General features: G+C 69.1%; 21 protein-coding genes and 1 riboswitch. Of the genes, 5 read left to right on the top strand and 16 right to left on the bottom strand.

Features of this window, described 5'->3' with window-relative positions; all coding sequences use genetic code 11:
• Positions 1 to 21 precede the first annotated feature (21 nt).
• From SACMADRAFT_RS08280 to SACMADRAFT_RS08260, 5 genes are read right to left on the bottom strand one after another with little or no spacing between them, the layout of a single operon-like run.
• Positions 22 to 1,044, bottom strand: coding sequence for a WXG100 family type VII secretion target (locus SACMADRAFT_RS08280; RefSeq protein WP_009153350.1), 1,023 nt, complete (start codon positions 1,042 to 1,044; stop codon positions 22 to 24).
• Positions 1,044 to 1,355 (bottom strand): type VII secretion target, encoded by a 312-nt coding sequence (locus tag SACMADRAFT_RS08275; RefSeq protein WP_009153349.1) that lies wholly within the window; start codon positions 1,353 to 1,355, stop codon positions 1,044 to 1,046. Before SACMADRAFT_RS08275 ends, SACMADRAFT_RS08280 begins: the two co-directional genes overlap by 1 nt.
• A gap of 9 nt (positions 1,356 to 1,364) precedes the next feature.
• Positions 1,365 to 1,844, bottom strand: coding sequence for a YbaB/EbfC family nucleoid-associated protein (locus SACMADRAFT_RS28455; RefSeq protein WP_232285559.1), 480 nt, complete (start codon positions 1,842 to 1,844; stop codon positions 1,365 to 1,367).
• A gap of 22 nt (positions 1,845 to 1,866) precedes the next feature.
• Complete coding sequence (locus SACMADRAFT_RS28450) at positions 1,867 to 3,051, bottom strand: DUF6346 domain-containing protein (protein ID WP_157617213.1); 1,185 nt, start codon at positions 3,049 to 3,051, stop codon at positions 1,867 to 1,869.
• The gene (locus tag SACMADRAFT_RS08260; protein ID WP_009153346.1) at positions 3,038 to 3,421 is read right to left on the bottom strand and encodes a VOC family protein; all 384 of its coding nucleotides are present in this window, start codon (positions 3,419 to 3,421) and stop codon (positions 3,038 to 3,040) included. The genes SACMADRAFT_RS28450 and SACMADRAFT_RS08260 overlap by 14 nt, the downstream gene beginning before the upstream one ends.
• Before the next feature lie 259 nt (positions 3,422 to 3,680).
• Between SACMADRAFT_RS08260 and rpsT the strand changes: the two genes are divergently transcribed.
• A complete protein-coding gene (rpsT, locus tag SACMADRAFT_RS08255) occupies positions 3,681 to 3,941 on the top strand; it encodes a 30S ribosomal protein S20 (protein ID WP_009153345.1) in 261 nt (86 codons plus the stop codon).
• A 55-nt stretch (positions 3,942 to 3,996) separates the two neighbouring features.
• Here rpsT and holA read toward each other — a convergent pair whose 3' ends face one another.
• Positions 3,997 to 4,977: a DNA polymerase III subunit delta gene (gene holA, locus SACMADRAFT_RS08250; protein WP_009153344.1), complete on the bottom strand. Its 981-nt coding sequence runs from the start codon at positions 4,975 to 4,977 to the stop codon at positions 3,997 to 3,999.
• 110 nt (positions 4,978 to 5,087) lie between these two features.
• Positions 5,088 to 5,220, top strand: a riboswitch (SAM riboswitch).
• Positions 5,221 to 5,233: 13 nt separating this feature from the next.
• On the opposite strand from holA, the gene thrC reads away from it, so the two are divergent.
• The gene (gene thrC, locus SACMADRAFT_RS08245; protein ID WP_009153343.1) at positions 5,234 to 6,499 is read left to right on the top strand and encodes a threonine synthase; all 1,266 of its coding nucleotides are present in this window, start codon (positions 5,234 to 5,236) and stop codon (positions 6,497 to 6,499) included.
• 381 nt (positions 6,500 to 6,880) lie between these two features.
• On the opposite strand, the gene SACMADRAFT_RS08240 is transcribed toward thrC, so the two are convergent.
• Both SACMADRAFT_RS08240 and SACMADRAFT_RS30785 read right to left on the bottom strand, forming a co-directional pair.
• Positions 6,881 to 9,271 carry a ComEC/Rec2 family competence protein gene (locus tag SACMADRAFT_RS08240; RefSeq protein WP_009153342.1) on the bottom strand — a complete coding sequence of 797 codons (2,391 nt, stop codon included), beginning with the start codon at positions 9,269 to 9,271 and terminating at the stop codon, positions 6,881 to 6,883.
• Positions 9,268 to 9,951 carry a ComEA family DNA-binding protein gene (locus SACMADRAFT_RS30785; protein ID WP_009153341.1) on the bottom strand — a complete coding sequence of 228 codons (684 nt, stop codon included), beginning with the start codon at positions 9,949 to 9,951 and terminating at the stop codon, positions 9,268 to 9,270. Before SACMADRAFT_RS30785 ends, SACMADRAFT_RS08240 begins: the two co-directional genes overlap by 4 nt.
• A 393-nt stretch (positions 9,952 to 10,344) precedes the next feature.
• Between SACMADRAFT_RS30785 and SACMADRAFT_RS28445 the strand changes: the two genes are divergently transcribed.
• A complete protein-coding gene (locus SACMADRAFT_RS28445) occupies positions 10,345 to 11,178 on the top strand; it encodes a hypothetical protein (RefSeq protein ID WP_009153340.1) in 834 nt (277 codons plus the stop codon).
• Here SACMADRAFT_RS28445 and SACMADRAFT_RS08225 read toward each other — a convergent pair.
• The 5 genes from SACMADRAFT_RS08225 to nadD all read right to left on the bottom strand — a co-directional run bounded on the left by SACMADRAFT_RS08225 (position 11,172) and on the right by nadD (position 14,555).
• A complete protein-coding gene (locus SACMADRAFT_RS08225; protein WP_009153339.1) occupies positions 11,172 to 12,056 on the bottom strand; it encodes a DegV family protein in 885 nt (294 codons plus the stop codon). The genes SACMADRAFT_RS28445 and SACMADRAFT_RS08225 overlap by 7 nt on opposite strands.
• 9 nt (positions 12,057 to 12,065) lie before the next feature.
• Entirely contained in the window at positions 12,066 to 12,836 is a 771-nt protein-coding gene (gene octT / locus SACMADRAFT_RS08220; RefSeq protein ID WP_009153338.1) for a diglucosylglycerate octanoyltransferase, read from the bottom strand.
• Between the two features lie 2 nt (positions 12,837 to 12,838).
• On the bottom strand, positions 12,839 to 13,450 hold the full coding sequence (locus SACMADRAFT_RS08215) for a histidine phosphatase family protein (RefSeq protein WP_009153337.1): 612 nt from the start codon (positions 13,448 to 13,450) through the stop codon (positions 12,839 to 12,841).
• Entirely contained in the window at positions 13,447 to 13,878 is a 432-nt protein-coding gene (gene rsfS / locus SACMADRAFT_RS08210) for a ribosome silencing factor (protein WP_009153336.1), read from the bottom strand. Before rsfS ends, SACMADRAFT_RS08215 begins: the two co-directional genes overlap by 4 nt.
• Positions 13,879 to 13,955: 77 nt before the next feature.
• Positions 13,956 to 14,555: a nicotinate-nucleotide adenylyltransferase gene (gene nadD, locus SACMADRAFT_RS08205; protein WP_009153335.1), complete on the bottom strand. Its 600-nt coding sequence runs from the start codon at positions 14,553 to 14,555 to the stop codon at positions 13,956 to 13,958.
• Positions 14,556 to 14,746: 191 nt separating this feature from the next.
• Between nadD and SACMADRAFT_RS08200 the strand changes: the two genes are divergently transcribed.
• Both SACMADRAFT_RS08200 and SACMADRAFT_RS08195 read left to right on the top strand, forming a co-directional pair.
• A complete protein-coding gene (locus SACMADRAFT_RS08200) occupies positions 14,747 to 16,891 on the top strand; it encodes a RecQ family ATP-dependent DNA helicase (RefSeq protein WP_085977963.1) in 2,145 nt (714 codons plus the stop codon).
• A 111-nt stretch (positions 16,892 to 17,002) separates the two neighbouring features.
• Positions 17,003 to 18,283: an MFS transporter gene (locus SACMADRAFT_RS08195; protein WP_009153333.1), complete on the top strand. Its 1,281-nt coding sequence runs from the start codon at positions 17,003 to 17,005 to the stop codon at positions 18,281 to 18,283.
• Between the two features lie 21 nt (positions 18,284 to 18,304).
• Here the strand turns inward: SACMADRAFT_RS08195 and proB are convergent, their stop codons facing one another.
• From proB to rpmA, 3 genes are all read right to left on the bottom strand, one after another.
• Positions 18,305 to 19,420 (bottom strand): glutamate 5-kinase, encoded by a 1,116-nt coding sequence (gene proB / locus SACMADRAFT_RS08190; protein ID WP_009153332.1) that lies wholly within the window; start codon positions 19,418 to 19,420, stop codon positions 18,305 to 18,307.
• Positions 19,410 to 20,876: a GTPase ObgE gene (gene obgE, locus SACMADRAFT_RS08185; protein ID WP_009153331.1), complete on the bottom strand. Its 1,467-nt coding sequence runs from the start codon at positions 20,874 to 20,876 to the stop codon at positions 19,410 to 19,412. The genes proB and obgE overlap by 11 nt, the downstream gene beginning before the upstream one ends.
• Positions 20,877 to 20,991: 115 nt before the next feature.
• Positions 20,992 to 21,249: a 50S ribosomal protein L27 gene (gene rpmA / locus SACMADRAFT_RS08180; protein WP_009153330.1), complete on the bottom strand. Its 258-nt coding sequence runs from the start codon at positions 21,247 to 21,249 to the stop codon at positions 20,992 to 20,994.
• Positions 21,250 to 21,253: the final 4 nt, after the last annotated feature.

The raw sequence follows: 21,253 nt of genomic DNA, 5'->3' as shown, positions 1-21,253 counted from the left end.
GGACGCCCCCGTGGCGAGCGCTCACTGCTCCGGCTGCTTGGCCAGGTCCTCCTTGCCCTTGTCGTAATTCTCGTCGGCGTTGGCGGTCTCCTTGGCGGCTTCGTAGGCACCGATCCGGCCGAGGTTGGCCAGCGAGGTGGTGTCGGCGAACCCGTCCTTACTGATCTTGGCCATCGCGTCGTCGACCTTGCCGACGAACTCGCCCGCCCGGTTCGGCAGTGCGTTCTTCAAAGCGCCGGTCCAACCATCGGCAGTACCCTGTACCTGCTTGAACGCGTTGCCGCGCATGCCCGCCATCTTGCCGAGCGACTTCGCGGTGTCCCCGAACTTCCTCGACAGCTTCGCCAGCGACTGCACGGCCCCGCGCAACTTGCTGAACTTGTTGAGCACGGAGGCGAGCTTCATCAGCAACTTGGAGATCTTTCCCGCGATCTTGCCTGCCGTTGCCGCGCCGCGGGCCACCGCCCACCCGGTGAAAGCGGCGATGGAGCCGCCGAGTGTGAACCAACTGCTCGCCAATGCGGCCGCGGCCGCGATGACAATCTCGGAGACTACCTGTGCGATGAGGTCACGGATGATGCCGCGCACGGTGGCGACGAGCACCCCGGAACCACGGACCGCCTCGGACACGCTCGTCGCCGCGTCCTCCAGCGACCTGATCTGAGCCACGATCAGTTTCGCCTTCTCGCGGTACTTCTCAGCGGCGTCGCCCTTCCAGCTCTCGATCTCCGAGGACAGCGCCCGCTCGTACTCGTCCGAGATCGAGGCGATCTCGCTGCGGACCTGCTCACCCCACACAGCGGCCACCCGATTGATCGCCTCCGGATCGCCCGCCAGATCGTCCAGCGGTTCCTTCAGGAAGGCCAGGTGCTCGATCAACCAACCGATGCCCGCGCTGAGCAAACCACCCAGCGGGTTGGCGATCAGGCCGAGGGCGTCGAGGCCGAGGGCGAGGCCATCCATGGCCCAGTCCCCGGGATTGTTGAGGTCCTGTGCGGCTGTGTTGACGGTGTCGATGATCCCAGCACCTGCGGTATCCACCATCAGTTGCCTCCGAAGGCCTCGAGCAGCTCGCGGATCTCGGCCTCGATCTGCTGATAGCTATCCCCTGCCGCCTTGACGCCATCACCGAAGTCGCTGAGCCCCGCGCCCATCTCCTTGATCGCCTCGGCCGTCCGAGCGATCTCTTCCCTCGCCCCCGAACTGAAGAACTGGCCAATGATTCCGTATGTCTCCATGCCCAGATCCACGTTCCCGCCGGTGTCACCGACCTTGCTCAGCCGATCCCCCAGCCTGTCCACTGTCGCGGAATGCGTCGCCAGATCCTCCGGCGTGGACTCGAAACCTTTCCCCATGTCTCTCACTCACCTCAGAATGGAGCCACCGAATGACTCGCCGTCGTCATCGTCGGCTCGGGCCCGCCCACCATGCGTACGTTCCTCCCCCGTGCCGTTCGCGGCCGAGGAGTGACCGTCTTCCTCCTCGTCCATGGCCGCGCCGATCTGGTCGCGCAGGAAATCCATCGCGTCGGACTCACCAACGAGCGGCAACAGCGCTTCCTGCGTCTGGGCAGCGGCCTCGGCGTGCGCTGCCTGCACGGTCTGCGTGATGGTCGCGGCCAAGCGCTGATGTCCCAGTTCGAGCGCACGCGGCGCCAGTCGCAGTTCCTCGAGCCTCCCGCCCGGCGCGAGCACCACCGAGACCGAACCGTCGGGGCTCGCGGCTCGGGCGCGAAGATTCTTGATCTGTTCCTGCGTCTGTGCGGCTCTGCGCTGGATGTCACCGACCCTGCGCGTGTAGTCGGCAAGCCACTCCTGCGCTCGGTCCATTCCTTCTGCTGCCACCGTGCTCCCTTCGATTCGGACGCTACGATGCCACGAATCCGTTTTCGGTTCCCCGGTTCACGTGGTTTATTTCGTGCCGGGCGAGCAGCTCGGACAGCCGGTGGTACCGCGTCTCGGCAGTGAACAGCAAGATCAGCGCAAGGCAGGCCAACAGCACGGAGTCACGAGCACCCGCCAGCCATACCGACCACGGTGCGTCCCCGGGCATTGCGGACACCACTCGCGTCACCGCCCACGCGGCAAGTCCCAGCAGCGCGACCCCGAAGCCGATCCCGAACGCCCTGCTCGCCCGCTCGGATTCGGCCAGCCTGCTCATCCTGGTCGCCAGCAAGGCGCGCGCGGGTTCGCCACCGCTGAGTCCGCGCGCGAGGTAGTCGGGTCCGTACTTGACCACACGTGCGGCGTCGCGGTGGGCGGCCGACGCCGTTGCGTACAGCAGTACTGCCAGTACCAAGCCGATGATGACGGCACCCGCGGCCGGGACATCGACGAGCAGTGCCCGCCCGACCTGCGGCCAGGGCGAGACGAAACGTGGTGCTCGCTCGGCGTCGAACCGCACGACGGTCGAAACAGGCACGGCGATCGCCACGAGCAGGCACCAGGCGGACAGCAACCGCAACCGCACCACCAGCCGAGGAATCGGTACGCCTGCCCGCTCGGCGGCGGTGACCGGCCAGTCATCCTTCCGCCCGCCCCGCTTCGAGCCCCCGCTGTCGCTTTCGGTGTCGGACCCGGTGCCTGGCCGGAACACGCGGTAGGTGTTGTACAGCGCACCCAGTCCGAGCACGAGAAAGACGGCGAACCCGAGCGCGATCTTCACCGGGAACCTCAACTCGGAGAACCGGGCACTGCCGTTTCGGCCGATCGTGGTCTCCTCCTGCACGCCGTCGCCGATGTCGAGGTAGACCTCGACCGGTGTCCCGACGTCGGACGGGCTGAGCTGCCCTGCGGGGAACTCCCGCTGCTCGACGTCTCCATCGGCCCAGCGCACCTCGGCGGTGCAGCGGTAGGTGGTGCCGAAGCCGTGCAAGCTCACCGGGCCGTACTCGACACACTCGCGGGCGCTGGCGGTGCCGATGCGATCCACCTCCGGTCCGCCGCCGTAGGTCACCCGGTTCACGGTCGCCAGCAGCAGCAGGCCGACCAGCACCATCAGCCACCAGCCGAGCGCGCGGGCCACCCGCGCCACAGCGTTACGTGTGTTCACGGACATCCACCCGAAGCGGGTGCTCGGCGGGAACCTCCACCAGCACGATACGGGTGCCGTCGGGGTCGCGGATCCAGGCCTCGTCGAGGCCCCACGGCTCCCGTTTGGGTCCGGAGATCGGCTCCACGCCACGTTGCCGCAGTTCGGCGACGGTCGCGGCCAGGTCTCTGACCTGCAGCCACAGCGCCATGTCGGCGGTGGGGCCGGCCTGGCCGCGCCCGACGATCTCGAGGAAGCCACCGCCGAGGAAGAACACCGTCCCACCCGGGAACTCGCGATACACCGCCAGCCCGAGGGTGTCGCGGTAGAACGCGGTGGTGGCCTGCGGGTCCGTTGGATGCAGCAGCACCCGGCTACTCAGCACGTCCATGCGACTACCGTCTCACGCCGACCAGTGCATGCGGCGGAGACGCTCGTCATCGAACCGATCGGTCAACGAGGGCTGCGACGCGGCCGTGCAGTACAGCTGCGGTGCCGCGGGGTTGCATGATGGCGTTCACCTGCCACTTGTTAGGCTTGTCAACCGTTGCCGTGTGGCATTCCGCCAGGGAGGAAGCCCGACCGAGTTCGGTCGGGGCCACGAGAACACGGCTCGGAGTTCTTCCGCCGAAACACGAAGGAGCGCCCGCGTGGCCAACATCAAGTCCCAGATGAAGCGCATCAAGACCAACGAGAAGGCGCGCCTGCGCAACCAGTCGGTGAAGTCGGCGGTCAAGACCGCGATCCGGAAGTTCCGCGAGGCCGCAGACGCCGGTGACCGCGACAAGGCCCTGGAGTTGCAGCGCGTGGCCGCTCGCAAGCTGGACAAGGCGGCGACCAAGGGCGTCATCCACAAGAACCAGGCCGCCAACAAGAAGTCCGCGATGGCTCGCAAGGTCAACTCGCTCTGATCGCCCGCATCACCTCGCCCCCGGTGACGTTGTCGCCGGGGGCGAGTCCTGTGCGCTACCGGCGATGCCGTGCGGCCACGATATCCAGCACAGCGCGCTCGACGGCGTAGTCCGGATCGGCCGCCGCGCCTTTCACCTCGGCATTCACCCGCGCGACGATGCCCATGGCGGCCGCGAGACCGCTCGAACTCCACCCGCGGGACTGGCCTTGCGCCTTGCGAATCTTCCACGGCGGCATACCCAGCTCCCCGGCGAGCTGGTTCGGGTTACCCCGGCCCGCCGCGGACACGCGGGCGATGGTGCGCACGGCATCGGCCAGCGCGTCGGCCAGCAGCACATGTGGCACGCCGATCTGTTGCGCCCACCGCACCGACTCCAGCGCGGCCGCCCGATCGCCGGACACCGCCTTTTCTGCCACCAGGAAGCCGGTCACGTCGGCCTTGCCCCTGTGATACCGACGCACCGCCGCTTCGTCGACCGATCCACCGGAGTCCGCGACGAGCTGCGCGGCTGCCGACGCCAGCTCACGCAAATCCGAACCGACCGCGTCGATCAGCGCGACGATTCCGCCCGCGTCGATCCGCCCGCCGGCTCTGCGCACCTCGCCACGCACGAACGCCTCGCGTTCGGCAGGCTTGGTGATCTTGGCGCACTCGGTCACCACCGCCCCTGCCTTTCGCAGCGCGGCAGGTAGCGACTTCGCCGCCTTGCTTCGGCCACCTCCGCTGTGCACGACCACGAGCACCACCGCGTCCACGGGGTCGGCGACATAGGCCAGGATCGCGTCGGCGATTTCCTGCGAGCTGTCCTGTGCCGCGTCCAGTACGACCACCCTGCCCTCGGCGAACAGCGACGGGCTCACCAGTTCGGCCAGACCGGCCGGGGTGAGGTCCGACACGCGCATTCGGGTGATGTCGGCAGCGGGGTCGGCAAGGCGCGCAGAATCGAGCGCCGCCCGCACAGCCCGCTCGACTAGCAGTTCTTCGTCACCGAGCACGAGGTGCAGGGGTGCTGGGGTGGTGGCTGGCGCGGTCACGACTCGATCCTGCCACGGTGACCTAGCACGCATCGGGATGGCAGGAGCTGATCTACATGCCGTAAGGTATGAGCCGAACCGCGCGGCCCGGCCGGCGGACAACCGAATACCGCTCATCCAGAGGGGCAGAGGGAACGGCCCGAAGAAGCCCCGGCAACCGGCGTCAGCCTGTCATCTCGATTCCGCGAGGTAGCTGGCGATCACGGTGCCAATTCCGACCCGTACCCGCGGGACAGATGAGGAAAGGAACCTCGCGATGACAGCAGCCGTCGAAACGACCACCACCGGCCGCGCCGTTGACCTGGGCCCCGCCGTGGAGCTCGTTTCCAAGGAAGAGGGCCACCGCCAGCCACTCGCCCCCGAGTTCGTCTCGGCCGAGGACTTCTCGCCGCTGGAGGTCGCCTACGACTTCGGCAAGGTACGCCGGGAGGACATCGAGGCTGGCCCGCGCAACATCTGGCGCTACAAGAAGCTGCTGCCGGTACCGTCGAACGTGGAGCAGATCCCGAACACCGAGCCGGGATGCACCCGGCTGGTGCGAGCCGACCGGTTGGCGAAGGCGCTGGGTGTCCGGCGAGTCTGGGTGAAGGACGACACCGGCAACCCGACGCACTCGTTCAAGGATCGCGTGGTCGCCGTCGCGCTGGCGGCCGCACGCGAGTTCGGCTTCGACACCCTCGCCTGCCCCTCCACCGGCAATCTGGCCAACGCCGTGGCCGCCGCGGCTGCCAGGGCGGGCTGGCGGTCGGTGGTGTTGATCCCATCCTCGCTCGAGCGCGCCAAGATCTTGACCACCGCTGTGTACGACGGCGCGCTCATCGCCGTCGACGGCAACTACGACGACGTGAACCGGCTCGCGACCCAGCTCGCCGCTGAGCACGAGAACTGGGCTTTCGTCAACGTGAACGTGCGGCCCTACTACTCGGAGGGCTCCAAGACCCTCGCCTTCGAGGTTGCCGAGCAGCTCGGTTGGCGGCTGCCCGAGCAGATCGTCGTCCCGATCGCCTCCGGCTCGCAGCTGACCAAGGTCGACAAGGGTTTCCGCGAGTTCGGCGAACTCGGCCTCGTCGAACCGACGCCGTATCGGGTCTTCGGCGCGCAGGCCACCGGTTGCTCGCCGGTCTCCGCCGCGTTCCGGGACGGCCACGACGTCGTGCAGCCCGTGCGGCCCGACACCATCGCCCGCTCGCTGGCGATCGGCAACCCCGCCGACGGCCCCTACGTGCTCGACACCGTTCGCCGCACCGGAGGCGCCATCGAGGACGTGACCGACGAGGAGGTCGTCGAGGGTATCCGGTTGCTGGCCCGCACGGAGGGCATCTTCACCGAGACCGCAGGTGGGGTGACCGTGGCGACCGCCAAGAAGCTCATCGAAGCAGGCAAACTCGACCCGGACGCCGAGACGGTGCTGTTGATCACCGGCGACGGCCTCAAGACCCTCGACGCCCTCGAGAACCGCATCGGTCCCAAGGCCACGGTGCCGCCCAACGCCACCGCAGTGCGCGAGGCGCTGGGCGAATAAGGACCCCACACCACACCGGTGCGGCACACCCGTTGTGCCATGGCCGGGCCCGGGCGCGGCATCATCCTGGCGGACAGGAGCCGTCCCAGCAGGGCCGTCCCCGGAGCAGCCAGTGGGCAGCTGTCCCTGTGGCAGCCCCGGTGGGCAGCCGTTCCCGGTGGGCAGCCGTTCCCAGTGGGCAGCCGTCCCCGTGGGCAGCCGTCCCCGTGGGCAGCCGTCCCCGTGGGCAGCCGTCCCGGTAGGCACCGGCCCAAGCAGGACACCTGTTCCGCCGCAGCAGTGGGCCCGCGGCACGGCCGACCGGGCGTTTCGAGCCGTCGGCGAACGCAGGCCCGCCTTTACGGGGACCGGCCGCACCACACCACAGCCAGTTGCCCGCCTTCACGGGGACCGGCCGCGTCGGACCACAGCCGGTTGCCCGTCGGAACCGACGATCGCCGTGTCACCGCCGGTGTCCGTGCGGGCAACGAGCGCGCCACGACTCGAGGCACCGCGTAGCGTGCCCGGGTTCGGGTGGCCGTAGCCGTTGTCCGCTCCCACACTCACCAACGCGATCCTGGGCGCCACCGCGGAAAGAAACGGCGGCAGACTGTACCGGCTGCCGTGATGAGGGATCTTCAGGACCTCCGCACGCAGATCAGCTCCGGATGCGAGTAGATCCGCCTGCGCGGCCAACTCCACATCCCCCGTCAGCAACACCCGGCCCGCGGTCGTGGTGGCGCGCAGAACGACCGAACTGTTGTTGACCTCCGTTCCGTCGTCGCCTTGCTCGGAGGGCACATAGCGCGGGCCCATGACGTCCAGCCGCAGGCTCGGCCAGCTGAGCCGATCGCCGATGTGGAGCCGCACCACTCGAGTGCCGTGTGCCGAGGCTCGCTCCGTCACGTCGCGCCATGCCCAGTCCGGGGTCCTACCGGGTCCCACGGCGATCGCCCCGACCGAGCGGCCGTCGAACACCGCCGCCAACCCACCGACATGGTCGGCATGCAGGTGACTCAGCACCACCAGCGGTACCCGTTCGACCCCGAGGCGGTCGAGACACCGGTCCATCGATCCCGGTTCCGGTCCGGTATCCACCACCAAGGCCCGGTCCTGTTCTCCTGTCGCCAGTACGATGCCGTCGCCCTGACCCACATCGCAAGCCACCAACACCCAGTCATGCGGCGGCCATGGCGACACGACCAGTCGGGCAGGGATCACCAGCAGCAACCCGACAACAAGCACGACCAGCGCGGTGCGCGCACCCCGGTGTCTCAGTGCGACCGCCAGCAGCACCACCACACCCAGTGCCAGCACCCCGCCCCACCAGCCCGGCGGCCACGGCAACACCGCACCCGGGATCGCCGCCGCACGCCTGGCGACGCTGATCAACCAGCTCACTCCCGGGCCCGCCATGTGCACCAACAACTCCGCACCAGGGCTCCACATCGGCGCCAGAACCGCAGCCAGGACACCCAGCACCGTGACGGGTGCGACCACCGGGGCGGCCACCACGTTCGCCGCCACCGAAACCACACTCACCTCGCCCGCCATCCCGGCGATCACCGGCGCGGTGACGAGGAACGCAGCGACCGGCACGGCGATCCCCTGTGCCAGACCGACCGGCACACCCCTGCGGCACAACGCCGATGCCCAGCGTGGCGCCACCAGGACGAGACCAGCCGTCGCGACGACCGACAACGCGAAACCCATGCTCGTCGCCAATCCGGGGTCGTAGAGCACGAGCACGCACACCGCCGCGCCCAACGCGGGCAGGGCTGAGCGCTGCCTACCGAGCACCAGCGCCAGCAGTCCTACCGCACCCATGAATCCGGCTCTGAGCACACTGGGCTCGTAACCGACAAGGACTACATAACCGACCAGCGCGATTGCCGCCCCTCCGGCCGAGGTGAACGGTCCCAGCCGACACCACCTCGCCAGCAGCAACACGGCTCCGCAGACGATGGCCACGTTCGTTCCCGACACCGCCGTGAGATGCGACAGCCCGGCGGACAGGAACTCCTCCTCCACGATGCCGGGAAGCCCGCTGGTGTCACCGACGACCAGTCCCGGCAACAGCCCGGCCGGCTCCGGCTGGAGGACCTGGCTCGCCGACCGAAGCGCCGCCCTGACCGACTCCGCGCCACGCTGCCACCAGGCCGCCGTCGTGGAGTGACGCGGTGGTCCACGAACGTGGACGACCGCAGTCGTCAGTTCGCCGGGCCTGGCGGGCGCCAGGGTGCCGCCCAGCGTTGCCCGCTGACCGGGAAGGGCACTCGACCAACCCTTCGCGGGCGCGATCAGCAGCACCCTGCCTGTCGACGCGACCGGGCGGCCGGAGACAGCGGCGGTTTCGACGTCGGCAGGTATGAGCACCGAACGTGCACCGCCAGGCCTGTCGGCATAGCCGGGCGAACGCAGCGGGCGGGGACGTTCGGCCAGAGTGACCCGCAGTTGTGCGTGTGGTCCCCGCCGCGCGGCCTCACGTAACGGGTCGTGCTCGCTGGCATAGAGCCGCGCACTGGTCGGCCCCGCGGTGAGCAGGCCGCACACGAACAACGCACCCGCCGCACCCAGCCAGCGGTGAAGCCCGATCCTGTGCCGGGTGAGCCGCCAGGCCAGCACGCACCCGCACACGGCAGCGAGCACCCCGCATACCGCTGCCACCCACCACGTCCACAAGAGACCGACCAGCGTCGAGACCCACACGACGATCGCCGCGGGCACCAGCCTCGGATCGTGAACCGGAGGCGCCGTGGCCGCCTGCGTGCCGACAGCCGGCAGGGAGTTCATCGGACCGTCACCTGCTCGCGCAGGTCGGCGAACCGCTTCTCCCCGATCCCGTCGATCTCGCGAAGTTGTTCCACAGCGGTGAAGGGTCCGTTGCGTTCCCGCCAGTCGAGGATGCGTTGGGCCGTCACCTCACCTACACCGGGCAGGGCTTCGAGTTGGCGCTGATCCGCAGTGTTGAGGTCCACCTCCGTCGGGTTCGCCTGCCCGGCCGCTTCCTGGCCCGGCGCGGTTGGTCTCGGCATGCCGGGCGGAACGGGCACGCCCACATACAACTGTTCGCCGTCGGACAGCCGTCGCGCGAGATTGACCGTCAGCAGGTCCGCGTCCTGGCTGGCACCCCCGGCCTGGTGGATGGCGTCGGCGACCCGAGAACCTGGCGGGAGTGTGACCAGACCCGGGTTGGCGACCTTGCCGACAACGCTGACCACCAGCGGCTGCGACGACGCCTCCGCGTGTTCGTCCGTCGCCGCGGGGCTCGACGCCTGCCGCGGCGCGCCGCCGGTCGGCTTCTCGTGCGCCACCGGCAGCGGAGGCGGTCGTTCCGGCTCCGGCCCGCTCGCGACGAGCACACCGGTGATCACCGAGACAGCGACCACACCGGCCAACGCGGCGAAGACGGCTACCCGGCGCGGACCAACGCCTGACGCAGCCGTGAGTCCGCCCGGAAGCCAGCGCCGCACCAGCCTTCCCGTGGTACTCGGCGTCGCATGCCGCGCCGCTCCAGAACCGCACGGCTCGTCGGACGCCTGAGCCGCCAGCTGGGCCAGCCGGATCTTCGGTTCGCAACGTTCGGTGCTTTCAGGCGGAACTCCGCCGGGTTCGGTTGCCAGCTCATCCTGTCCCCTCTGCCGCGCTTGGCGTGTTTGGTCGAACACGTTTTCGAAACTAGGGCGAGCGACTCGTGGGAGGTCACGGCGAATAGCGAGAGCTGTGGACAACCGTGGTGATGTGGACAACTGACGCGCAGGGGTGCGGCAGTCGCGGATAACAAGCTGGTCTCGACCCCGGCACCCACCGGAACAGTCACCGAGATCAACACGAACCCGGGGAGCGAAACACATCGAGAGGACGCCATGAACCAGCCATATCCGGCACCCCAGCCGCACCCCGAGCCCCGGCCGCAGGCCGCACCAAGACCCGCCAAATTCGGTGGCCTCGCATGGTCGGCGCTGATCCTAGGCATCGTCGGCATCGTCGGCTCACCGATCATCATCTTCAACAACATCACGGCGATCGCAGCGGGCGTCGGGGTGGTGCTCGGCATCATCGCCCTCTTCGGCACCCGCAAGGTGCTGGCAGGCATCGGCACCGCGCTGTGCGTCGGTGCGATCGCCATCACCGTCGCAGCGCAGCAGGCGGCGGTGGAAGAACTCGACCGCATCGTCAACGACCCCGCGGCGGCACCCACCCTGCCGAGCACCGAGACCGCGGTGGAAGTAGCCGAAGAACGACCGCGGACAAATGAACGCAACCACATCGCGATGGCGCTCGGCGACGAAGCGTGGACCGGGCCGAAGCAGCGGGAGAACGGCCCGGAGGGCACCACGTTCGTGATCGACGAAATCGAAGTGGACCCCGCCTGTGACGCCTACGGCATCGCACCGGATGCGGGCCACACGCTGTTGCTGCACGTCCGGGTCGCCACCGGTACGGACCAACTGGCCGCGCAGGACGCGGCGTACGTGTTGAACCCGTTCAATTTCGTGGAGATCGGCAAAGACGGAGTGACCACGCCCGCGCAGGTCGGCGCCTGCACCGACTACGCCAAGGCGCTGCCACAGACCTTCGGGATCAACCAGCAGTACACCGGCACGATCGAACTTGTGGTAGCGCAAGCCAGCGGCACCCTCGGGCTCGCGCCGGGCAGCACCACAGGTGGCCCTGCCGGGTGGGAGTGGAGCTACTGACCAGCAGCCCTGCCTGACTGCTGCGCGACATCACCCGGCAGCCGCTGCACCACCACTCCGAGCACACCGGGGCCGGTGTGCGCGCCGACAACAGCGCCCAGTTCGGACACCACGCAACCCCGCGACCGGGGCAGCCGCTCCTCGAGCCGCGTCGCCAACTCGGCGGCGCGCTCGGGAGAGGCGAGGTGGTGTACGGCCAGTTCTACCTCCTCCTCGCCCGCCGCCTGCACGGCGAGGTCGACCAGTCGAGTCATCGCCCGGTTCATGGTGCGGACCTTCTCCAGTGGCCGGATCTCACCCTCCTGCATGCGCAGCACGGGCTTCATCGCCAACGCGGTGCCCAGCAGGGCTGCGGCATGACCGATCCGCCCACCGCGCCGCAGGTACTCCAGGGTCTCCACCACGAAAAGCGTCTCCGACCGGCTCGCCGCCGACGTCGCGGCGGCCTCGACCGCATGCCCTTCCGCACCGCTCGCGGCGGCCGTGGCGGCGTGCAGGACGGCGAATCCCAGACCCATCGCGGTACTGCGGGAATCGACCACTCGCACCCGCTCCGGCCCGACCTCCTGAGCGGCGAGAACCGCCGCCTCCCAGGTGCCGGACAGCTTCTTGGACAGGTGCACCGACACCACGGTGTCAGCGCCGTCCGTCAACGCCTCGCGAAACACCGAGGCGAACTCCGCCGGTGTCGGCCGGGAGGTCGTGACGATCCTGCGTTGCCCGAGTGCCTCGGCCAGAGCGACGGGGCCCACCTCGACGCCGTCGAGAGCCGACACCCCGTCGATGAGGACATGCAGCGGGACAACGCGGATACCGTGCCTTTCGGCGAACCCTTCCGGCAGGTGGGAGGTGGAATCCGTGACAACGGCGACCGGCACGCGGCCAGCCTACGTCCCCGACGCTTCGGCGGCGCGCGACGGCTCGCCCGCTACGTCGAGCAGTGGTCGTAACAGCTGCGCCATCGCCGTACCGACCACCGAATGGCCTTCCCAGCCCCAGTGCATCCCGTCCGGGTTACCCCGTCCGGCCAGCACGTGCTGCCCCACCACGGCCGCGACGTCGAGCACGGGAACCCCGCTCGCGTGCGCCCACGCCGCCACGGCGGCCTCGGTCGCCCTGCGCGCGGTGTGCACGTATCCGTACGACGGCGCGCGGTGCACCGACGGCAGCCAGGCCACCACCGGCAACGACGGCCGCAGGATGCGCAGCGCCGCCACCGCCGTGCGCAGGTAATGCACGGTGAGGTGTGTCGGCAGCGCCGCGGGACGCCCACCGGTCAACACAGAAAGCGCAGGCTGCGCGGCAAGGTAGGCCTTGCGGGCGGTTCTGCGCAGCCGGTTGGGACGCAGGTAGCGCAGTCCGGTGCGCAGGTAGGTCGGCAGCGGGGAAGGCAGGGTGTCCATGCTGCCCACCGCGAGCACCACCGCGTCGGCCCGGTGCAGTTCCGCCCACACGCGCGGGTCGCCCGTCAGTGACCACCAGGCGTCCCGTGCCGTCCAGCCTGCTCCCGCGACGAGGTCGGCGTCGCCGCCAAGGGCACGCGCGGCGACGTTGGGCCACAGTCGGGGCTCGTCTGCGGCGTAACCCCCGTCGGGGCCGTGGAAGCTCAGCGAGTCGCCGAAAACCAGCAACCGGGGCCGTCCCGGCACAACCGCCATGGCTACCCGGTCATTCCGGCGTTGTAGGCGTGCAACCGCCAGACCTGTTCGCGCCTGACCAGATCGACCCAGTGGCAGTTCGAGATACCGCCCAAGGATGGCCACAGGTGAATGGGCAGGCCGAGCAACCGAGCCGTGAGCGCGAGGATCAGCCCGCCGTGCGCTGCCAGCAACACCGTGTGGTAATCGTCGTCGCCACTGACCAGGTCGTCGACCACCTCGTAGGCGCGGGCGGCGACATCGACCCGCGACTCGCCCCCCGGTGGCGCCCAGGTGGCGTCCGTGCGCCAGCGCTCCCGCTCCCCCGGCGCGCGTTCGTCGACGTCGGCGCCGGTTAGTCCTTGCCACTCACCCAGATGTGTCTCGCGCAGCCGCTTGTCGATGCGCAGCGGCACGCCGATGGCCTCGGTCAGCACGGTGGCGGTGTCGGTGGCTCTGCGCAGGTCGGAGGCGATGACCAAGTCCGGCTCGAACCTCGCCAGCGCGGGGACGGCGAACCGAGCCTGGTTCCAGCCGACCTCGGTCAGCGCCGAGTCCAGATGGCCCTGCATGCGGCCGACGGAGTTGAAGTCGGTCTCGCCGTGCCGCCACAGAACCAGCCGCCGCAGGCTCACGGGGCGCTCGATCCCTCGTCACCGTCACGGTCACCGTTACCGTCGATGTCCTCAGCAGCGAGGTGGTCGCCGAGGCCGGGGACCTCGATGCGTGGGCAGTCCTTCCACAGCCGCTCCAGGCCGTAGAACGCGCGCTCCTCCTCGTGCTGTACGTGCACGACCACGTCGACGTAGTCGAGCAGGACCCAACGCCCTTCCCTGGCACCTTCCCTGCGCACCGGCTTGTGCCCGGCGATGCGCAGCTTCTCCTCGACGTTGTCGACGATGGCACCGACCTGGCGCTCGTTGGGCGCCGACGCGATCACGAACGCGTCGGTGATCACGAGGCGGTCCGAGACATCGAGCACGACCACGTCGGTCGCCTTCTTGTCCGCCGCCGCGTGCGCGGCCGCGGTCGCGAGGTCTTGTGCTCCGGCCGTCGCTACCACGGTGCTCCTTCGAAAATCGAACGTACGCTCGCAGCAGCGTACCCGCAGGCACCGACGAGCTACCCGGCTCGTCACGGCTACCGAACCGACCTCAGCCGGTACAGGTGCCGCTTGTCGATGTACCTGACCACGCCGTCGGGCACCAGGTACCACACCGGTTCCCCGTGCAGCACACGTTCGCGGCAGGCGGTCGAGGAGATGGCCATGGCCGTGACCTCGACGAGGCTGACCTTCCCCTTCGGTAGGTGGTTGTCGTCGAGGTGATAGCCCGGCCGGGTGACCCCGATGAAATGCGCGAAGGTGAACAGTTCGTCGGCATCGCGCCAGGTGAGGATCTGCTCCAGCGCGTCGGCCCCGGTGATGAAGAACAGGTCGTCGTCCGGGTATTCCGCGCGCAGGTCGCGGAGGGTGTCAACCGTGTAGGTCTGGCCTCCACGGTCGATGTCGACCCTGCTCACCGAGAACACCGGGTTGGAGGCGGTGGCGATGACCGTCATGAGGTAGCGGTCCTCGGCCTTGGAGACGATGCGGTCGACCTTCTGCCACGGCTGCCCGGTGGGTACGAAGATGACCTCGTCGAGGTCGAACCGGTACTGCACCTCGCTGGCGGCGACGAGATGTCCGTGATGGATGGGGTCGAACGTGCCACCCATGACACCGATACGACGTGCGGCCATGAGGAACCACCCTATATCCGGCCCCCACGGTGAGCGGCACGAATACGCGCGGGTCACACCCCGCCACGCACAACAAGAGTGACGTGGGTCACTTCATGCGGCGAGTGGCTCCGTTCGCACGCCCGCGAAGACGACAGCACGAGACTGATCCGGTAGAGCTGGACGGCGTGGGCATCGACGTGGACATCAACATGGTCATCGACACGAACAGCGACACGGGCATCGACACGGACAGCAACGCCGCTCGGCAACGGGCACAGGCGCTGCTGCGCGAGCTCGCCGGGCAACAGGCTGTGCTTCGCGAAGACCAGTGGAGCGCGATCGACGCGCTGGTCAACCAGCAACGACGTGCCCTCGTGGTGCAGCGCACCGGGTGGGGCAAGTCGGCGGTCTACTTCCTTGCGACGGCGTTGCTTCGCGAGCGGGGATTCGGTCCCACGGTCATCGTGTCACCGCTGCTGGCGCTCATGCGCAACCAGATCGCCGCCGCCTCGCGCGCGGGCATCCACGCCGCGACGATCAACTCCGCCAACCAGGACGAGTGGGCCGAGACCGAGACGAGCATCGCCGAGGGCGCGCTCGACCTGTTGCTGGTCAGCCCGGAGCGACTGAACAATCCCGACTTCCGGGACACGGTGTTGCCCAGACTCGCCGCCACGGCGGGACTGCTCGTGGTGGACGAGGCACACTGCATTTCGGACTGGGGCCACGACTTCCGCCCCGACTACCGCAGATTGCGCACCTTGCTGGGCGAACTTGCCGAAGGGGTGCCGGTGCTGGCCACGACCGCCACCGCCAACGACCGGGTCGCCACCGACGTGGCCGAACAACTGGGTATCGGCAGCCGCAGCGACACCCTTGTGCTGCGCGGCCCGCTCGACCGGCAGAGCCTGCGGCTCGCCGTTGTGTCGCTACCGACCGAGGCCGCACGCCTGGCATGGCTCGTCGACCACCTGAAAGAACTCCCCGGCTCGGGGATCGTCTACACGCTCACCGTCAGTGCCGCACACGACGTCGCCGCACTGCTGGCCGACCACGGTTACGAAGTCGCCGCCTACACCGGCAGAACCGAACCCGCCGACCGGCATGCCGCCGAGGACGACCTGCTCGCCAACCGGGTCAAGGCTCTGGTCGCGACCTCGGCGCTCGGCATGGGATTCGACAAACCCGATCTGGGCTTCGTCGTGCATCTGGGCTCCCCTTCCTCGCCGATCTCCTACTACCAACAGGTGGGCAGGGCGGGACGCGGAGTGCGGCACGCCGAGGTGATCCTGCTGCCCGGCAAGCAGGACAAGGACATCTGGGCGTACTTCGGCTCGCTGGCGTTCCCCGACGGCAACCGCGTGAGGCAGGTGCTCGACACGCTGGCGGGCGCGGGAAGGCCGCTGTCCACAGCGGCCATCGAGCCGACCGTGGACCTGTCGCGCTCGCGGTTGGAGATGGTGCTGAAGGTCTTGGACGTCGACGGTGCGGTACGGCGGGTACGTGGCGGGTGGGAGGCCACGGGCGCACCATGGCACTACGACGGCGAACGCTATGAACGCGTGCGGCAGTCACGAGCGGCAGAGCAAGAGGCCATGCTCGGCTACCTCGACACCGACGGCTGCCGGATGGAGTACCTGCTGCGCCAACTCGATGATCCGCATGCGGCGCCCTGTGGCCGCTGCGACAACTGCACCGGCCGTTACTGGACCACCGAGGTGGCCGCCGACGTCACCGCCGCGACACGGCAGCGGCTGGGCAGGCCCGGTGTCGAGCTCACGCCACGCAGGCAATGGCCTGCCGGCATGGCGACACTGGACGTACCGCTGTCCGGCCGAATCTCCCGTGCCGAGCAGGCAGAGCCGGGCCGCGCCCTCGGCAGGTTGACCGACATCGGCTGGGGATCACGGCTGCGCGAACTCGTCGGCGCGGGCGCCGAGGATCGCGAGCTACCCGACGAGGTGTTGCAGGCCTGCGTTTCCGTCCTCGCCTCCTGGGACTGGCAACAACGTCCGGCTGCCTTGGTCGCCATCGGCTCACGCGGCAGGCCACGGTTGGTCACCAGCCTGGCAGAACGACTCGCCGCGATCGGCAGGCTGCGATTCGCGGGCACCATCGAGCATCGCGAGGCGGCACCACCCCGCAGGTCCAACAGCGCACGCCGGCTCGCCGACCTGTGGCGTGACCTTGTCGTGCCGCAGGATCTGCGGGCCGGCGTGGCAGCCGCGGCCGGACCTGTGCTGCTGGTGGACGACGTAGTGGACTCCGGATGGACCATCACCCTGGCCGCCCGGCAACTGCTGGAGGCAGGGGCCGGCGCGGTGTTGCCGTTCGTGCTCGCGTCCACCGGGTAGCGGAATCGTTTCGCCATCCGAAAAGCCGAGCGCATGGATGTTGGAAAACTTCCGCCCCGCTCGATGTTGTGGCACAGTTCCACTCTCCCCACAGATACGCGGAGGGTCGACATGGTCGAGTCGAACGTCGGTGCGCCCGCCGTCCACCGACTCCCGGTGCGCAAGCTGTTCGCGGCCAGCGTGGGAAACGCGCTGGAGTGGTTCGACTGGACCATCTACGCCACGTTCAGCATCTACTTCGCCACCGCCTTCTTCCCCGGTGAGCTGGCGCAGATCAACACTTTCGCCACCTATGCGCTCGCATTCTTCTTCCGCCCGCTCGGCGGCATGCTCATCGGCCGCTTCGCCGACCTCAAAGGTCGCAGGCCCGCGATGATCTTCACGATCGTGCTGATGGCGGGCGGCTCGGCGCTGATCGGCCTGCTCCCCACCTACGAGCAGATCGGCTGGCTGGCGCCACTCATGCTGCTACTCGCCCGGATCGCACAGGGGTTGTCGCTCGGTGGCGAGGTGTCGAACGCGTCCGCCTACCTCGGCGAGATCGCGCCCCCCGCGAGGCGCGGACGGTACTCGTCGTTCTTCTACATCTCCACCGGAAGCGCCGTGCTGCTGGCCTCGGTACTGGGCTTCGTGCTCGCCCGCACGATGGACGACGCTCAACTGCAGTCGTGGGGCTGGCGGCTGCCGTTCCTACTCGGTGGTGTGCTGGGCGTCATCGGCCTGTGGCTGCGCACCAGCCTGGAGGAGACCGAGCAGTTCAAGGAGAACAAGACCACCGCCCGCAGGGTCAGGCATCCGCTGATCACTACGTTGCGCGCGCACCCGAAGGCGGTGGGGCAGCTGGTCGGCTTCACCATGCTGTCCACGCTGTGCTACTACACGTTCTTCAGCGCCCTCACGCCGTTCGCCGTGGAGTCACGCGGGGCCGACGACGTCGACGTCTTCCTCGCCCTGTCCATCGCCACGGCGATCTTCGTCGCGCTGCAGTACCCCATGGGCGCGCTGTCGGATCGCTTCGGCCGCAAACCGCAGCTCATGGTGTGGTCGGCCGCGATGGCGATCCTCATCGTCCCGCTGTCGACACTGGTGCGACCGGGCCTGCTGAACCTGCTGGTGGTGTTCTGCGTCGGGCTGGGCCTTTACACCGCGATGACCTCGATCGCACCCGCGATCATGAGCGAGCTGTTCCCCACGTCGTTGCGGGCACTCGGTATCGGGGCCTGGTACAACCTCACGGTCGCGACCTTCGGTGGCACGGCGCCGCTGGTGATCACGGCGCTGGCGAACGCGGGCGTCGCCGGTGCCTTCTTCTGGTACGTAGCCGCCGGCTCCGCCGTGGCGTTCCTGGTGATCCTGACCCTGCCGGAAACCAACCGCAGCGAACTGCGCTGAGCGCGATCGCGAGCCGACCGGTCACCGACCGCGCAGTGGCACCAGATCGTCGGCGTGCACGACCTCACGACGCTGGTCGGGCGGCAACTCGTGCGTTGATCTGCCGATCAGGTCGGGCAACTCGGTGACGTCGAAGGCGACGACACCACGGGCGACCACCTCCTGTGCCGCATCCACCAGGTCCACCACGTCGCCCGCCTGGAAGTCGCCGTCCACCCCGGTGACACCCGCGGCCAGCAGCGAGCGCCGGTTGCGCACCACCGCCGCGACCGCACCGTCGTCGAGGTGGAGCCTGCCTCGCGACCCCGCCGCGTAACCGAGCCAGAACCTGCGGGCCGACAGCCGGGCGCCGGCCTGCTGGAACGCCGTACCGACGTCAGCATCCCGCAACGCGCGCTCGGCCTCGGCGGCCGCCGCGATGAGCACCGGGATTCCCGCGGCCGCCGCGGTGCGAGCAGCCGCCACCTTGGACATCATGCCGCCCGTGCCGAGGCCGGAACTCGACATCCCCACCGCCAGGCCGTCGAGATCGGATTCCGACCTGATCTCGGCGATCTTGCGGGTACCGCCCGCACGCGGATCACCGTCGTAGAGAGCGTCCACGTCGGACAGCAGTACCAAGCCGTCGGCACCGATGAGGTGGGCCACGAGTGCGGCGAGCCGGTCGTTGTCGCCGAACCGGATCTCCTCCGTGGCCACGGTGTCGTTCTCGTTGACCACCGGCACCGCACCAAGGGACAGCAGCCGGGAGAACGTCCGCTCGGCGTTACGGTAGTGCGCCCTGCGCACCACGTCGTCCGAGGTGAGCAACACCTGGCCGACCGTGCGCGAGTAGCGACCGAAGGATTCGGCGTAGGCATGGGCCAGTGTCAGTTGGCCGACGCTGGCGGCCGCCTGCTGGGTGGCCAGATCGCGTGGGCGCGCATCCAGCGACAGCGGCGCCAGCCCCGCACCGATCGCGCCTGAGGAGACGAGCACGATCTGGGTCTGCCTGCCCAGCCGATCGGCGATCGCGTCGACCAGCGCGTGCAGCCTGGTGATGTCCAGCCCGTCACCGGTCGTGGTCAGTGCGGAAGAGCCGACCTTGACGACCAGCCGCCGCGCGAGGGCGATCGCACGCCGGGCCTCACTCGTCATCGACGTCCTCTTCGGTGTCGGCGTCGGGCTCCGGCAGTCCCTCGCGCCGGATCCGGCGCGCTTCCTTGCGTTGCGCGGCGGTGATCCTGCTCCGGTCGGCCAGCCTGGGGTCGCTGCCCCTTCCGGCGAGCACCCCGGCGACACCGGGTGTGGACGGCTCCCAGTCGAACGTCACGTCCCCGATCGTGACCGGGCTTCCCGGTTCGGCGCCCTGGCGGGCGAGCTCGTCCTCGACACCGAGCCTGTTCAGCCGGTCGGCCAGGTAGCCGATGGCCTCGTCGTTGCCGAAGTTGGTCTGCCGCACCCAACGCTCCGGCCGCGTGCCACGGACGATGAAGCCACCCGGTTCGTCGGGATCGGGTTCAACGGTGAAGCCACCGTCGTCGACGGCCTTGGGGGTGAGCACCACCTTGGTCGGCGTCGGCGGCGGCTGCGCGGCGCGGTAGGCGGCCACGATCTCACCGAGCGCGAATGTCAGCTCGCGCAGGCCCTTGCGCGTCACGGTCGAGATCTCGAACACGCGCAGTCCGCGAGCCTCGAGGTCCGGCCGCACCAGTTCGGCAAGCTCGGCGGCCTCCGGTACGTCCACCTTGTTCAGCACCACCACGCGAGGCCGCTGCGCCAGGTCCCCACCGAGGGCGGGCGTGTAGCGCGCGAGTTCGGCCTCCAGCGTGTCGACGTCGCTGATCGGGTCGCGGTTCGGTTCGTATGTCGCGCAGTCCACCACGTGCACCAGTACGGCGCACCGTTCGATGTGCCGCAGGAAGTCCAGTCCGAGGCCCTTGCCCTCACTGGCGCCCGGGATCAGGCCGGGCACATCCGCCATCGTGAAAACGGTGTCACCCGCTGTGACGACCCCGAGGTTCGGTACGAGCGTGGTGAACGGGTAGTCGGCGATCTTCGGGCGTGCGGCGGACAGCACCGAGATGAGTGACGACTTGCCCGCGGAAGGAAAGCCCAACAGCCCCACATCGGCCACCGAGCGCAGCTCCAGCACCAGGTCCCGGGCCTCCCCGGGCTCGCCCAGCAGCGCGAACCCGGGGGCTTTGCGAGCGCGTGAGGCCAGCGCCGCGTTACCGAGACCACCCCTGCCGCCCTTGGCGGCGACGAACTTGGTGCCCGCACCGACCAGATCGGCCAGCACTTCGCCGTCCTCGGTCAGCACGACGGTGCCGTCCGGAACGCTCAGCTGCAGCGACTCCCCCGCCGCACCGCTGCGGTTGCTGCCCTGCCCCTGCTTGCCGTTGCCCGCACTGGCGTGCGGACGGAAATGGAAGTCGAGCAGGGTATGCACTCCCGGGTCGACGACCAGGACCACGTCTCCCCCGTTGCCGCCGTTGCCGCCGTCGGGTCCGCCCAGTGGCTTGAACTTCTCGCGGTGCACCGAGGCGCACCCGTTGCCGCCGTTGCCTGCGGCAACGTGGATCACCGCGCGGTCGACGAATCGGGACGCCATCGTGCTGCCTCTCTCGTGGACGGAAGTCTTTTCCCTGTCACAGCAAAACGAGGGGCGGGGCCGGATGTGTTCCGGACCCGCCCCTCGTTCTGGGTTCGCGTGCTGGCCGGGCCGGTCAGGCCTCGGCCGGCACGATGTTGACCGTCTTGCGGCCACGCTTCGTGCCGAACTGGACCGACCCCGCGGCGAGTGCGAAGAGTGTGTCGTCGCCACCACGGCCGACGTTCACACCCGGGTGGAACTTGGTGCCGCGCTGACGAACCAGGATCTCGCCCGCCTTGACGGCCTGACCGCCGAACCGCTTGACGCCGAGGTACTTCGGGTTGGAGTCACGGCCGTTACGAGAGCTGGACGCGCCCTTCTTGTGTGCCATGGCT

The organism is Saccharomonospora marina XMU15 (genome assembly GCF_000244955.1).
Lineage (GTDB): Bacteria > Actinomycetota > Actinomycetes > Mycobacteriales > Pseudonocardiaceae > Saccharomonospora_A > Saccharomonospora_A marina.
Note: the sequence above shows the minus strand (reverse complement) of the source record. Positions and strands in the feature narration are given on the sequence as shown.